The organism is Morganella sp. Je.2.23 (assembly GCF_051129855.1).
GTDB lineage: Bacteria > Pseudomonadota > Gammaproteobacteria > Enterobacterales > Enterobacteriaceae > Morganella > Morganella sibonii.
In genome coordinates this window covers 1,479,744-1,492,571 of the sequence record NZ_JBCPSQ010000001.1, presented here as the reverse complement: position 1 = coordinate 1,492,571, position 12,828 = coordinate 1,479,744, and the positions used below count along the sequence as shown (strand labels likewise).

Sequence of the window (12,828 nt, the reverse complement as noted above, 5' to 3'; positions counted from 1 at the left end):
TTTGCCGCTAACCCCGGGAGCAGAGTCATGTTAGATTTAATCATTCAGTGGTACCGACGGCGTTTTGCCGATCCGCAGGCAGTTGCTTTGACCGTGATTTTACTGGCGGGTTTCGGAATTATTTATTTTTTCAGCGGTATCTTAGCGCCGCTGCTGGTGGCGATTGTGCTTGCATATCTGCTGGAGTGGCCTATCCATCAGATGGAAAAGCGCGGCTGCTCGCGCAAACCGGCGATTATGCTGATCCTGACCCTGTTTATCGGCATCAGTGTGCTGGTGATCTTTATTCTTGCACCAACGGTCTGGGGGCAGGGGCGTAATCTGCTGCTGGATATGCCGACGATGTTCAGCCGTTTCAATGAGTTTGCCCGTGAACTGCCGAACCGTTTCCCGGCTCTGATGGATGTCGGGCTGATGGATATGATCCTCGATAATGCCCGCAGTAAGCTGCTCTCAGTCGGGGATTCGGTGGTGAAAATGTCACTGGCATCGCTGGTGGGATTACTGACAATGACGATTTATCTGATTCTGGTGCCGCTGATGGTGTTCTTTTTACTGAAAGATAAAGAACAGCTGCTGCGCGGTTTTCAGCGCATTCTGCCACGTAACCGTTCACTGGCCGGGAAAGTGTGGGTGGAAATGAATCAGCAGATCTCCAACTATATCCGCGGCAAAGTGACGGAGATGATTATTGTCGGTGTTTGTACTTATATTGTCTTCGCAGTGGTCGGTCTGAACTATGCGCTGCTGCTGGGTGTGCTGGTGGGATTGTCTGTCCTTATCCCGTATGTGGGGGCAGTGATTGTGACAGTGCCGGTAATTCTGGTCGGGTTGTTCCAGTGGGGACTGGATTCTGATTTCTGGACGATGTTTATCGCCTATCTGGTGGTACAGGGTCTGGACAGCAATATTCTGGTGCCGGTTCTGTTTTCCGAAGCAGTGAATCTTCATCCGCTGGTGATTATTCTTTCCATTATTATTTTCGGCGGATTGTGGGGATTCTGGGGCGTCTTTTTTGCAATTCCGCTGGCGACGCTGATTAAAGCAGTGATCAATGTCTGGCCGGAGGAAAAAATAGTGCAGGAACCCATTTTGGATAGCACACCTCCGGAACAGAAGTAATATTGTCAGAATAAAACAGCTAATTGAGAAAGGCGCCGGGACCCGGTGCCTTTTGAAGTGATGTGTGATTTATTGCTTAATTTCCGGAGAAACGCCTTCACGATTGACTTTAAATTGGTATTTAGAAGAAGGTTGAAATTTTGACGTTTTGGATGAAGCAAATAAGCTATTCTCACCAGTCATAGCCAGTTTTTCTGTGACATTCATTTTTCCTGTATTTTCAAACGTAAGGCTTTTGGCATAGATATTTGCATTTGTTATATTAAAAATAGCATATAATCCGCTGTTTTTAAACGTGAATCTACTATTCGGGGCTTGAACTTCAAAATTTTTGACATAAAATTCCCCATTATTTTTGAAATAATTATTATCCCCTGATGTATCAATTGTCAGCACACCTTCGTCATCTTTGAAATACCGATTTTTTTGCTGTTTATGCACAGTAATATTAAATAAGCTGGTTTTCATTGATTCAGAATTCCAGATTTCATTTGAACCATACAGATCTGCGTCTATTCTTCCGCCGGAAAGATCGCCGGAGTTTGAGAATATACTATTTCGCATTCGGAGATTCAATGTACTGGTTTTGAATGGTTCAAAACTATCTGCACTAAAATAGCTATGCAATAAATTAATATAGGTTTTTTTTGTATCGATAGCCCCATGATTATAAATGCCTGAATTTTCGGCTGAAATAATAAGTCTTATTGGTGTCAGAACCGAATTTTCATCTATCGTGATTGTTCCCTCAGGATCCCACTGCTGCCATTTTTTCGTCATACCGGTAGGATCTTTTTCGTTCCGCCCTCCAACGTAGTGAGAGAGTACTACTGCATAATTATGACCAATCCTGTAACTGTCATCCTGAATAAGAGCAACCGGTTTGTGAGTATACTTGTACCCGGTGAAACCACTCATGAGTACTAATGCGTCAGGAGCCAACTTAGAATTTTTTATTTTGATATTTTTGGCGAAATCATTCATAACAAGCGCCCGGTTTTCTACCGTGGTATTAAAATACGCAATATCGCCCGTTATATTGCTGTATCCTGCCATTTTATCATTTTCATAGATAATCTTACCGGTCGCTTTAACGAATGAATTAACATTCGTAACATCGCACTGATTGCAGTTAATGCCGTTCGGGTTAGCAATGATCAGGGTGGCTTTATTCGTCAGTACGTTAATATTGCCGCGCAGCCGGGTAATATTCTGACCGGTTACTTCATTAATAATTGTCTGTGCGGCATTCTTATTATCAATATTCAGGCCACGCCGGCCCACATTGAATTCCGTAAAATAGTTATGGGAAATACCATTGGCATCCGGTGCGGTAATGGAGAGCGTTGGTTTCTTTGTATCTTTAGGGATACGGATGTTCACGCCTTCTGAACGCTCATCAACGGTAATTTTAAAGCCTTTCTTTTTGTATTCAAATTCCGTCACCGGGGCGGCAAAAGCAACCACAGGGGTGAGTGTCAGTATAGCAGCGGTGAGTCGTGTTATTTTCATTCAGAATCCTTTTCAGAGAGGTGACATCATGTCGTCCGGAAAGAAACTAGCACAGTGTGACGGGCGGGGAATATCAGGAATCGACGCTATCCGTGCATATCATCCTGTATGGTTGAAAAATAAAAAAACACCACGGTAAGATGGTGTTTCTCAGAAAAAACGGTAAACCGCCGGGGAATCAGCTGTGCGTTTTCAGATACTCAAGCACGACCTGGTCGTGGTCGCTGGTTTTGAACTTATCAAAAACATGCTCGACTTTACCGTCAGTGCCGATTAAGAAGCTGATACGGTGAATACCATCATAGGTTTTCCCCATAAACTGTTTTTCACCCCAGACACCGAATGCTTCGGCAACGGTGTGGTCTTCATCTGACAGCAGTGTAAAGTTGAGTAACTCTTTTTCCGCGAAACGGGACAATTTTTCGGGTTTGTCTGTGCTGATCCCCAATACTTCAACATTGAACTGTTTCAGTTCATCCATATTGTCGCGCAGGCCGCATGCCTGGACAGTACAGCCCGGCGTCATGGCCTTGGGATAAAAATACACCAGCACACGCTGACCGGCATAATCGGCCAGGCTGATTAATTCACCATCCTGGTCGGGAAGGCTGAACAGGGGCGCCTTATCTCCGGCGTTCAATGGGCTCATTACACACTCTCCGTAAACGTAATAATCAACACAAAAAATTAATGATTCATCAGGGTAATAGTGCCTTCGGCCTGTAGTTCAGCACAAAGACGTGAAAACTGCTGTTGCAATACCGTGTTGTTCTCCCCTGTCGGGTGATGCGCGGTAATCTGAATTTCCAGCAGTACTGCGTCTGTCTCCTCATCCGGCCGGGTTTTGGACACCAGTTCGGCCAGGGTGTAATCCAGTCTCATAAACAAATTGGTAAAGCGTTCCACCAATCCTGCGGCATCGGACACGGTGACCTGTGCGCTGACGCCGGTGGTGGCTGCAGGCTGATGCCCGCGCTGTGTCCGCTTCATGACGGTCAGCAGGTCAAGCTCTGCCGCCAGTACCGGCAGGGTGGCCTCCAGCATGGCGATGGCATTCCAGCTGCCTGACAACATCATTATAAACGTGAACTCCTCACCGAAAATGGCCAGACGGCTGTCTTCGATATTACAGTCACACTCTCCGGCGTGACGGGTAATCGCATTGACAATCCCTGCGCGATCCCGTCCCAGTGCAGTGATAACCAGATATTGCTGATCGCGTTGCGGCAAACCCTCATTCCTCTTCATGACACCGTGAATGTGTTAAACATAAAGAAAGATAAGGCTGATAGCAATAACCTGTTGTGTACTCTGCGGTAATAATAAAATGATTGCGGCATATCAAACCTGCCGGATACAGACACGCTATCATGTGTTCCGCCGTTTAACCGGCGAAAAAAGCGGACATTATTACTTCTTTTTAAGGTGTGCCGCCGGGTATTAACAAAATTCATTAAAAACGTACAGTTAGGGTGTTTTTTTCTGCGCCCTGAACAAGTACCATTAAAATGTTGTCCTATATTTATCCGATTATGAGGGTTTCGTACATGTCACACATAAATGACGTTTTAAAAGGCAGTATTGTTGCGATGGTTACACCACTGGATACACAGGGTCGTGTTGACAAAGCGGGGCTCCGGAAATTAGTGGATTACCATGTCGCGGCAGGCACGTCCGCCATTGTGGCTGTCGGAACCACCGGGGAATCCGCCACACTGTCACATCAGGAGCATGTGGATGTGGTGCTGGCGACGCTGGAGTTCGCGGAAGGCCGTATCCCGGTTATTGCCGGTACCGGTGCGAACGCAACCAATGAGGCAGTCTGGTTTACTGAACAATTTGAGAACAGTGGTGTGGCGGCATGTCTGACTGTTACCCCGTATTACAACCGTCCGTCACAGGAAGGTCTGTATCAGCACTTTAAAGTGATTTCAGAGAATACCGCATTACCGCAAATTCTGTATAATGTGCCAACGCGCACCGGCTGTGATATGTTACCTGCCACAGTTGCCCGTCTGGCAAAACTGGACAATATTGCGGCAATTAAAGAAGCGACCGGGAACTTAAGTCGTGTGAATGAAATCAAAACCCTGGTGAATGATGAAAACTTCATTCTGCTCAGCGGTGATGACGCGTCAGCACTGGATTTCACCCTCCTGGGCGGTAAAGGTGTGATTTCTGTGACCGCCAACGTGGCTGCGGCAGAAATGGCACAGATGTTTGATCTTGCCCTGCGCGGGGATTTTGATCGTGCACGTGTGATTAACAATCAACTGATGGACCTGCATCACACATTATTCTGTGAGCCAAGCCCGTCACCGGTAAAATGGGCCTGTCATCAGCTGGGTCTGATCGCGGAGCAGACACTGCGTCTGCCGCTGTTACCGCTCACGGAAGCGGGGCAGAATACGGTCGGCCGCGCCATGAAGACGGCGGGCATACGATAATATTTTAGGGAATCTGAATGGCAACACTACTGCAAAAATCAAAGGTTACGAAGCTCGCTGGTCTTTCCGTGGTCTTATTACTGGCAGCCTGCTCCGGCGATCAGCACTACAAGCGCCAGGTCAGCGGCGATACTTCGTACCTGGATGCGCCGCAGTTACAGGCGCTGAATGTTCCTCAGGGAATGATCCTGCCGCTGCAGAGCGGTCAGTATGACATTCCTCAGGTTAAGCAGGATGGTGCGACCGGTCTGGCGCTGGACATCCGTCCGCCGGTACAGACTGTCAGCCTGTTAGCAGGTTCCCGTACGGAAACAGCAGGAGATGCAAGCCGTCTTCTGCTGGAGAATTCAGCGGAAAACAAAACACTGTGGGCACAGATCAACCGCGTTCTGGCTGACCGCTCAGTACCTGTCAGCCAGCGCGATGAAGCCGGTGGCGTGATTGTCACGGACTGGATTGTGTGGCAGCGTGCGGATGAAGATCTGCCGTTACAGTCCCGTCAGCGTATCAAAATTGAACCGGCCGGTTCACAGGTGGCAGTTGTTGTGACCAGTGAAGGTCTGAAGCAGGGTGAAAACCCGGTAACAGATAAAACGGAAATTACCCGTTATAACAACCTGACGCTCAACGAGCTGGTTGACGGCCTTGACCGTATGCGTAATGCCGCACGTCAGGACACCAACGCGTCACAGTATGCTGCTCCGGACGTTCAGAGCGGCAGCGATAAAACCGGCCTGCCGCAGATTATTGTCCGCGCACCGTTTGATGTGGTCTGGTCCCGTCTGCCGGTTGTGCTGGAAAGTGTCGGTATGAAAATGGGTGATCGCACCCGTTCCACCGGTAATATTGAAGTGACATACAAAGGCCTGAGCTCAGCAGAATGGAGCAGCCTGGGTATCGACGATCCGTCAGTAGCTGAAGGTGATTATACCTTACAGGTTGGTGACCTGGATAACCGCAGCAGCCTGCAGTTTATCAGTTCCAAAGGGAAACCACTGACACAGAAAGAAAATGATGAAATGGTGAAAGCACTGGAAGCGGCATTCAGCAAATCATCTGTAAAATAATATAATTTCGCTATCTGAATAGCGTAAATATTATTATTAATACCGGTCATTATAAATGGCCGGTATTTTTTTATGCTGTTATTATCTTGTAATAAATTGATACACAACATAATAATTTTTAAGATAATTTTTTATTTTTTCTGACTGCTATATCGCATTATTAGCCACGTTTATACCTGACTCACCGGTTATATTTAAAAATTATATGTATTTTATCCGGGTATTCAGCTGCATTGTCCGCAGAATACCTGGCTATCCGGAATTGACAGGGCTGACATGGATTTACCTTCGGACTCTTCACAACCTTTACTGAGCATTGTTGTTGCGGTCTATAACGGGGAAAAATTTCTTCCTCAGTTTTTTGACTGCCTGCTGAAACAAACACTTCCCGGCTGGGAGCTGATTCTCGTCAATGACGGCTCAAAAGATAATACGGATGCGGTGCTGCGTGAATGGCAGGATAAATTCCCGTCTGTCATCATTCTGGAACAGCAAAATCAGGGTGTTTCTGTGGCACGAAATACCGGTTTTGCTGCGGCAAAAGGAAAGTACATCACGTTTCCGGATATTGACGATGTGATTCATCCTCAGATGTATGGTCGTTTGCTGGAGATTGCCCTTGCCGGTCAGCTGGATGTGGCAACCTGTAACGGCACCTATGTGTATGAGGACGGGCGCGAACCGCGGCCGATTTTCCCGCCTGATCGTTTGCGTTCCACCGGGGTTATTTCCGGGCCGGACTGGCTGAAACGGGCACTTAACTCCCGCAAATTCCTGCATGTGACCTGGCTGAATCTGTATCGTACTGATTTTCTGCGTGAACAGGGCTACTACTTTGAGCCCGGTCTGCATCATCAGGACATTCCCTGGACAACCGAACTGCTGATGACGGCAGAGCGGGTGGAATATATTGATGAGCGTTATTACGATTATCTGATCCATTCCGCCTCGGTGTCACATACGCCGCCGGATGACAGAATCCGTGTGCGGACAATCCATAATTACATGAAAATTCTGGAAATGCTGAATGATATCAATCAGCGTCATGCGGATGTGGTAAAACAGATCCCTGCCTGTCACTGGCAGATTTCCAAAGAAGGTCTGGGAATTTTGCATACCATCAGTGAGATAGAATCGCCGGATGTGAAACAGAGCGTTGTACGTGAACTGTTTGATCGCGGGATCTGGTCACTGATTTGGGATAACGCTAAAGATTTGCGCCTGCGCTGGCGGCTGGCACGCCGTTATCCGCGCCTGAAAGCGATTCTGAAAGAAGAAAATGAAGCAACACCGGTCTGATGACCGGTGTTTTTACATCCGCTACATCCGCTACATCCGGACTTTCCGGGACAGTAATGCGACAAGCAATAACAGCGCAACCACAGCCAGCAGCGCGGCAGGCAGGGTGAAGCGGTAAGCGATCAGTCCGACAGATGCCGGTCCCGCCAGAATACCGAGATAACCCAGAGTAGTTACCGCCGGAACCGCAACAGCCTGAGGCATACTGGTCTGACGGCCGATAGCGGAAAACATCACCGGCACCACGTTGGCGCACCCCAGCCCGATTAACCCGTAACCGGTGAGTGCCATCAGCCAGTTATCGCTCAGCACACTCAGCAGCAGGCCACCGGCGGCCAGCAGTGCACCCCACAGTACCACCTGCGGTCGTCCGAGTACCGCCACAATTTTATCGCCGGTCAGCCGCCCGAGAGACATCAGTACGGCAAAGCAGGCAAAGCCCAGCCCGCCCATACTTTCCGGTACATTACGGTACTCGGTCAGGAAAACTGCACTCCAGTCCAGCACACTGCCTTCAGCCAGAAAGGTGGCGAAGCAGATAATACCTATCAGTAATACCGCGCCGCGCGGTACAGCAAATGCCGGGCCTTCCGACGGCCAGGCGTAATCCAGCATGCCTTTATAGCTGAAAGCCAAAAGCAGAAGACAAATCACCATCACGGCAGCGGCTGCCTGCAATGCGCCCATCCCCGCCAGCATAAAACCACTCATTGCCCCCGCACCGGCAATACCGCCGATACTGTAAAATCCGTGAAAGCCCGACATCATCGGCCTTGGGGCAGCTTTTTCAACAATAATGGCCTGAATATTCATGGCGCAGTCGGTGATCCCGATCCCCATACCGAAAACGATCAGTGTCAGAGCCAGTAACCCGGTATGGTTAATTTCCGCCAGCAGCGGCAGGGTAACACTGAGCAACACAACGGAAACAGTCATCACTTTACGGCAACCGAAACGGGTGGTCAGCACGCCGGTCAGCGGCATGGCCACCAGTGCGCCGCCGCCGAGACAGAGCAGTAATAATCCGAGAACCCCGTCATTTACCCCGGTGTTCAGTTTGGCAAACGGCACCAGTGCCGCCCAGGCTGCCGAAGCAAAACCGGCGACAAAAAAGAGGGCGCGGGTGGCCATCTGTTCCCGTCCGGCCGGTACGGCAGCAGCAGATACAGCAGTTACTTCACTCATTACTAACAACCTTTGTAATACGCATTTATAATCCGAATCATTATATGATGATTAATCATTTTTGTTCAGAATAGTCAAAACCTGCTGATGAAGACGCGGACAACCACTGGCAAGAACAGCACCACCCTGTATGGCTGGTCCGCCGTCAAGGGTTGTCACACAACCGCCGGCCTGCTCAATGATCGGAATAAACGCCGCAATATCATATGGCTGCAGGGCATAATCAAAACAGAGGTCAATTTTACCGGCCGCCACCATCGCCATGGCATAACATTCACCGCCGAAACGGGTCATTAAGACGTTGTTCATCAGGTCCGCCAGCCGGATTTCCGGGAAGCGGGATATCGGCTCCGGTGAATTGGTATGCAGAATGGCATTGGCCAGAGTGATATTTTTGCGGGTATTCATCACAAATGTTCCGTGCGGACTGCTGTGCCAGCTGCGATCGCCATCCGCCCAGAAACGCTCACCGGTATAGGGCTGGCTCATCATTCCCATCACAGGCTTGCCGCAGCAGGTTAATCCGATCAGGGTTCCCCAGACCGGTAAACCGAGCATAAACGGGCGGGTGCCGTCCACCGGGTCGAGAATCCACTGATAATCGCCTTCGCCGCTCAGACCGAACTCCTCCCCCAGAATACTGTGCTGCGGATAAACAGCGGTGATCATTTCCCGCAGTGCGATTTCAGCCTGTCTGTCCGCATCCGTTACCGGATCAAAACTGACGCCTTCTTTAACTTTGGTATCGACGGACAGTGTATGCCCGGGTAAAAATCGCGGTAACGTTTCTTGTGCCGCGCGGTTGGCTAACTGATGAAAAAATGCGATATCAGGATGATGTGTGTTCACAGAATGACCTCAGCAGTGACAGGGTTTTGATTGACCCGGGATGATTGCCCGTTTATGATGCTTTATGCAATATAAAGGAGAAATTAATGCTCGATTATGCAGCTTTTCCGGAGCAACGGCAAGCCCTGATCCGGACGTTATTACAGAGTGAAGGCCGGGTACAGTGCAGTACGCTGGTTGAGAAGCTTGGCGTATCAGAGCACACTATCCGCCGTGATTTGCAGGTTCTGGCAAATGAAGGACTCTGCAAACGGGTTTACGGCGGAGCGGTCAGTGTGCTTGGTGATGTGGCGGATTTTCAGCAGAGGATCGGGCAGAACAACGCAGAAAAAGAAAAAATTTCGCTCGGTTGTGCGGGATTGATCCGTAATCACACGACCGTTTTTCTGGATGGCGGCAGTCAGAACCTGCTGCTGGCGCAGCATATGCCGGCGAATTTGTCCCTGACGGTGATAACGCACAGTCCGGCCATTGCTGCCGTGCTGAGTGATTACCCGGATTTTGAGCTGATTGTGCTGGGCGGAAAACTGCACCGTGCATCCGGAACCTGCATCGGGGCACAGGCACTGGAGCAGTTGTCTTATCTGAATATCGATCTCTGCTTTCCCGGCGGATGCGCACTGGATGCAGACAGCGGCCTGACAGTTACCGGGTTTGAAGAGGCTGCCTTTAAACGGGCACTGATAAAGCAGAGCAGCCGGGTTGTGGCCGGTCTGACCGGTGATAAACTCGGTCGTGTGGCATCCTATCGGGTCGCGGCATGTGAAGAACTGGATCATGTGGTACTCACCCGGGACGTTCCGCAATCTGCCCGTGACCTGCTGGCCGCACGGGGCTTATCCCTCATCATGGTGTAAACGGGCGTAATAATAATGATTTGAATTATCCCTGTGTTATCGGTCACCGGGATGAGGAAAGTTGTATTTTCTCTTACGCAAACGATTGCTTATTGTGTCATTCTGAGGGAGAATAATCTGCGTCAGGCGATACGCCTATTATTAATCCTGTCTGGAGAGTGCAAGATGCAAAAACATGCTGAACTGTATCGTGGGAAAGCCAAAACGGTCTACACCACGGATAATCCCGATCTGCTGATTCTGGAATTTCGTAATGATACATCGGCACTGGATGGTGAGCGCATCGAGCAGTTTGATCGCAAGGGCATGGTTAATAATAAGTTCAACCACTTTATCATGAGCAAACTGGAAGCGGCGGGTATCCCGACGCAGATGGAGCGTCTGTTATCGGATACCGAAGTGCTGGTGAAAAAGCTGGACATGGTGCCGGTGGAGTGTGTGATCCGCAACCGTGCCGCCGGTTCGCTGGTAAAACGCCTCGGGGTGGAAGAGGGGATCGTGCTGAATCCGCCAATCTTCGATTTATTCCTGAAAAATGACGCCAAACATGACCCGATGATCAATGAATCCTACTGTGAAACCTTCGGCTGGGTCAGTCAGGAAAACCTCGCGGAAATGAAGCGCCTGAGCTACATCGCCAATGATGTCTTATCCCGCCTGTTTGATGAAGCAGGGCTTATCCTGGTGGATTTCAAACTGGAATTCGGCCTGTATAAAGGTCAGGTCGTGCTCGGGGATGAGTTTTCACCGGACGGCAGCCGTCTGTGGGACAAAGAAACCCTGGATAAAATGGATAAAGACCGTTTTCGTCAGAGCCTGGGCGGCCTGATTGAAGCCTATGAAGAAGTGGCACGCCGTCTGGGTGTGAAACTGGATTAGTCATTGACTCAATGAATACATTGCCGGTGATAACCAGACCAGCGTATCACCGGCTCTAAGCCTCTTTATTACTCCCCTGAAAGAAAGAAGCATTTTTCCTCACTTCATTTTCTCTGTACTATGTAGTTATCCGACTATTATCCGATATAAGCTGAGAATCATCATGCGTTGGCAAGGGCGTCGCCAGAGCGACAATATTGAAGACCGCCGCAGTGCCGGTGGCAGAATTCCGGGCGGCTCCGCCGGCGGGCCGCGTATTCCGTTGCCGCGCGGCAAGGCAGGGCTGGTTGTGGTCGTCATCGTGGTGGTGGCCGGTTTTTACGGCATTGACCTGACCGGCCTGGTGACCGGTGACCAGATCAGTACCGGGCAGACCACCTCACAGCAGCGTCCGGCACAGAACAGTGCGCAGGAGCAGAAACAGGCGGAATTTACCGGCGTGATGCTGGCGGAAACTGAAGCTGTCTGGGGACAAAAATTTTCACAGATGAACCGGCAGTACCGCGAGCCGAAACTGGTGCTGTACCGCGGTGCCACACCGACAGGCTGTGGTGCGGGGCAGGCGGTAATGGGGCCGTTTTATTGTCCGGCTGATCAGAAAGTCTATATCGACCTCTCTTTCTATGATGATATGCGCACCAAATTAGGCGCGGGCGGAGATTTCGCGCAGGGCTATGTGGTGGCGCATGAAGTGGGACACCATGTGCAGCACCTGCTGGGAATTGACCGCCAGGTGCGTGAGCGCCAGCAGCGCAGCAGTCAGAAAGAAGCAAACCGCCTGTCAGTGAAAATGGAACTACAGGCCGACTGTTTTGCCGGGATCTGGGGCCATGAGATGGAAAAAGCCGGGATACTTGAAAACGGTGATCTGGAAAATGCCCTGAATGCGGCACAGGCTATCGGTGATGATCGTCTGCAGAAACAGAGTCAGGGACGGGTTATTCCGGACAGCTTTACGCACGGGACATCCGCGCAGCGTTATGAGTGGTTTAAACGTGGTTTTGACAGCGGCAATATCGCGCAATGTGATACCTTTTCCGCACTGAAATAAATGGTTCTGCCGGTTTTCCCTGCAAAACCGGCAGAGTTTGATTATCATAGTGTAACGGCATACTATTGGCGCCTTTCATTCTCCCCGACACGCAGGATCTGATATGAGTAATATTGACCCGACCCTGATTATCCTCCTGGTCTTAGCCGGGCTCGGGCTTATCAGTAACAACATGACGGTAACCCTGGCTCTCCTCTTTCTGCTTGCGGTACGCATCACGCCGCTTAACGGGTATTTTCCGTTTGTGGAAAAATACGGCCTCAAGCTGGGGATACTCATTCTGACAGTGGGTGTGATGGCACCGATTGCCAGCGGTAAGATCAGCGCGAATGATGTCTTAAGCTCTTTTCTGAACTGGAAATCTATCCTGGCGATAGTGATAGGTATTCTGGTGTCCTGGCTCGGCAGCCGCGGGGTAACCCTGATGAGTAATCAGCCGTCTACGGTCGCCGGGTTACTGGTGGGGACGATTATCGGTGTTGCGCTGTTCAGAGGTGTGCCGGTCGGGCCGCTGATTGCGGCGGGGATATTGTCACTGCTTATCGGTAAGATGTAGCGCT

13 protein-coding genes are annotated in these 12,828 nt (G+C 50.0%); 8 read left to right on the top strand and 5 right to left on the bottom strand.

Going from position 1 to position 12,828, the window contains the following annotated elements:
- Nucleotides 1-27 precede the first annotated feature (27 nt).
- Nucleotides 28-1,122 (top strand): AI-2E family transporter, encoded by a 1,095-nt coding sequence (locus AAZR23_RS07225; protein ID WP_218426229.1) that lies wholly within the window; start codon nt 28-30, stop codon nt 1,120-1,122.
- Between the two features lie 69 nt (nt 1,123-1,191).
- Here AAZR23_RS07225 and AAZR23_RS07220 read toward each other — a convergent pair whose 3' ends face one another.
- The 3 genes from AAZR23_RS07220 to AAZR23_RS07210 form a co-directional block, all read right to left on the bottom strand.
- Nucleotides 1,192-2,634, bottom strand: coding sequence for a filamentous hemagglutinin N-terminal domain-containing protein (locus AAZR23_RS07220; protein WP_434691535.1), 1,443 nt, complete (start codon nt 2,632-2,634; stop codon nt 1,192-1,194).
- A 178-nt stretch (nt 2,635-2,812) separates the two neighbouring features.
- Entirely contained in the window at nt 2,813-3,283 is a 471-nt protein-coding gene (gene bcp, locus AAZR23_RS07215) for a thioredoxin-dependent thiol peroxidase (RefSeq protein ID WP_166708058.1), read from the bottom strand.
- A 38-nt stretch (nt 3,284-3,321) separates the two neighbouring features.
- Complete coding sequence (locus AAZR23_RS07210) at nt 3,322-3,864, bottom strand: ACT domain-containing protein (RefSeq protein WP_166708057.1); 543 nt, start codon at nt 3,862-3,864, stop codon at nt 3,322-3,324.
- A gap of 317 nt (nt 3,865-4,181) precedes the next feature.
- Between AAZR23_RS07210 and dapA the strand changes: the two genes are divergently transcribed.
- From dapA to AAZR23_RS07195, 3 genes are all read left to right on the top strand, one after another.
- On the top strand, nt 4,182-5,081 hold the full coding sequence (dapA, locus tag AAZR23_RS07205; RefSeq protein ID WP_046893247.1) for a 4-hydroxy-tetrahydrodipicolinate synthase: 900 nt from the start codon (nt 4,182-4,184) through the stop codon (nt 5,079-5,081).
- A gap of 17 nt (nt 5,082-5,098) precedes the next feature.
- Nucleotides 5,099-6,148: an outer membrane protein assembly factor BamC gene (gene bamC / locus AAZR23_RS07200; protein ID WP_166708056.1), complete on the top strand. Its 1,050-nt coding sequence runs from the start codon at nt 5,099-5,101 to the stop codon at nt 6,146-6,148.
- 276 nt (nt 6,149-6,424) lie between these two features.
- The gene (locus AAZR23_RS07195; protein WP_166708055.1) at nt 6,425-7,447 is read left to right on the top strand and encodes a glycosyltransferase; all 1,023 of its coding nucleotides are present in this window, start codon (nt 6,425-6,427) and stop codon (nt 7,445-7,447) included.
- A gap of 30 nt (nt 7,448-7,477) precedes the next feature.
- Here the strand turns inward: AAZR23_RS07195 and AAZR23_RS07190 are convergent, their stop codons facing one another.
- On the bottom strand, nt 7,478-8,632 hold the full coding sequence (locus tag AAZR23_RS07190) for an MFS transporter (RefSeq protein ID WP_046893244.1): 1,155 nt from the start codon (nt 8,630-8,632) through the stop codon (nt 7,478-7,480).
- Between the two features lie 51 nt (nt 8,633-8,683).
- Nucleotides 8,684-9,481: an inositol monophosphatase family protein gene (locus AAZR23_RS07185; protein WP_434691530.1), complete on the bottom strand. Its 798-nt coding sequence runs from the start codon at nt 9,479-9,481 to the stop codon at nt 8,684-8,686.
- Between the two features lie 86 nt (nt 9,482-9,567).
- Between AAZR23_RS07185 and AAZR23_RS07180 the strand changes: the two genes are divergently transcribed.
- The 4 genes from AAZR23_RS07180 to AAZR23_RS07165 all read left to right on the top strand — a co-directional run bounded on the left by AAZR23_RS07180 (nt 9,568) and on the right by AAZR23_RS07165 (nt 12,824).
- Nucleotides 9,568-10,338, top strand: coding sequence for a DeoR/GlpR family DNA-binding transcription regulator (locus AAZR23_RS07180; RefSeq protein WP_434691528.1), 771 nt, complete (start codon nt 9,568-9,570; stop codon nt 10,336-10,338).
- A 165-nt stretch (nt 10,339-10,503) separates the two neighbouring features.
- On the top strand, nt 10,504-11,217 hold the full coding sequence (gene purC / locus AAZR23_RS07175) for a phosphoribosylaminoimidazolesuccinocarboxamide synthase (RefSeq protein WP_052927072.1): 714 nt from the start codon (nt 10,504-10,506) through the stop codon (nt 11,215-11,217).
- A 163-nt stretch (nt 11,218-11,380) separates the two neighbouring features.
- Nucleotides 11,381-12,268, top strand: coding sequence for a KPN_02809 family neutral zinc metallopeptidase (gene ypfJ / locus AAZR23_RS07170; protein WP_230061159.1), 888 nt, complete (start codon nt 11,381-11,383; stop codon nt 12,266-12,268).
- A 103-nt stretch (nt 12,269-12,371) separates the two neighbouring features.
- The gene (locus AAZR23_RS07165) at nt 12,372-12,824 is read left to right on the top strand and encodes a DUF441 domain-containing protein (protein WP_046893238.1); all 453 of its coding nucleotides are present in this window, start codon (nt 12,372-12,374) and stop codon (nt 12,822-12,824) included.
- Nucleotides 12,825-12,828: the final 4 nt, after the last annotated feature.

Excerpts from the sequence above, each read along its gene's own strand:
- AAZR23_RS07225 (WP_218426229.1), top strand. The coding sequence starts at position 28 with ATGTTAGATTTAATCATTCAGTGGTACCGACGGCGTTTTGCCGATCCG.
- AAZR23_RS07220 (WP_434691535.1), bottom strand. The coding sequence starts at position 2,634 with ATGAAAATAACACGACTCACCGCTGCTATACTGACACTCACCCCTGTG.
- bcp (WP_166708058.1), bottom strand. The coding sequence starts at position 3,283 with ATGAGCCCATTGAACGCCGGAGATAAGGCGCCCCTGTTCAGCCTTCCC.
- dapA (WP_046893247.1), top strand. The coding sequence starts at position 4,182 with ATGTCACACATAAATGACGTTTTAAAAGGCAGTATTGTTGCGATGGTT.
- bamC (WP_166708056.1), top strand. The coding sequence starts at position 5,099 with ATGGCAACACTACTGCAAAAATCAAAGGTTACGAAGCTCGCTGGTCTT.
- AAZR23_RS07195 (WP_166708055.1), top strand. The coding sequence starts at position 6,425 with ATGGATTTACCTTCGGACTCTTCACAACCTTTACTGAGCATTGTTGTT.
- AAZR23_RS07190 (WP_046893244.1), bottom strand. The coding sequence starts at position 8,632 with ATGAGTGAAGTAACTGCTGTATCTGCTGCTGCCGTACCGGCCGGACGG.
- AAZR23_RS07180 (WP_434691528.1), top strand. The coding sequence starts at position 9,568 with ATGCTCGATTATGCAGCTTTTCCGGAGCAACGGCAAGCCCTGATCCGG.
- purC (WP_052927072.1), top strand. The coding sequence starts at position 10,504 with ATGCAAAAACATGCTGAACTGTATCGTGGGAAAGCCAAAACGGTCTAC.
- ypfJ (WP_230061159.1), top strand. The coding sequence starts at position 11,381 with ATGCGTTGGCAAGGGCGTCGCCAGAGCGACAATATTGAAGACCGCCGC.
- AAZR23_RS07165 (WP_046893238.1), top strand. The coding sequence starts at position 12,372 with ATGAGTAATATTGACCCGACCCTGATTATCCTCCTGGTCTTAGCCGGG.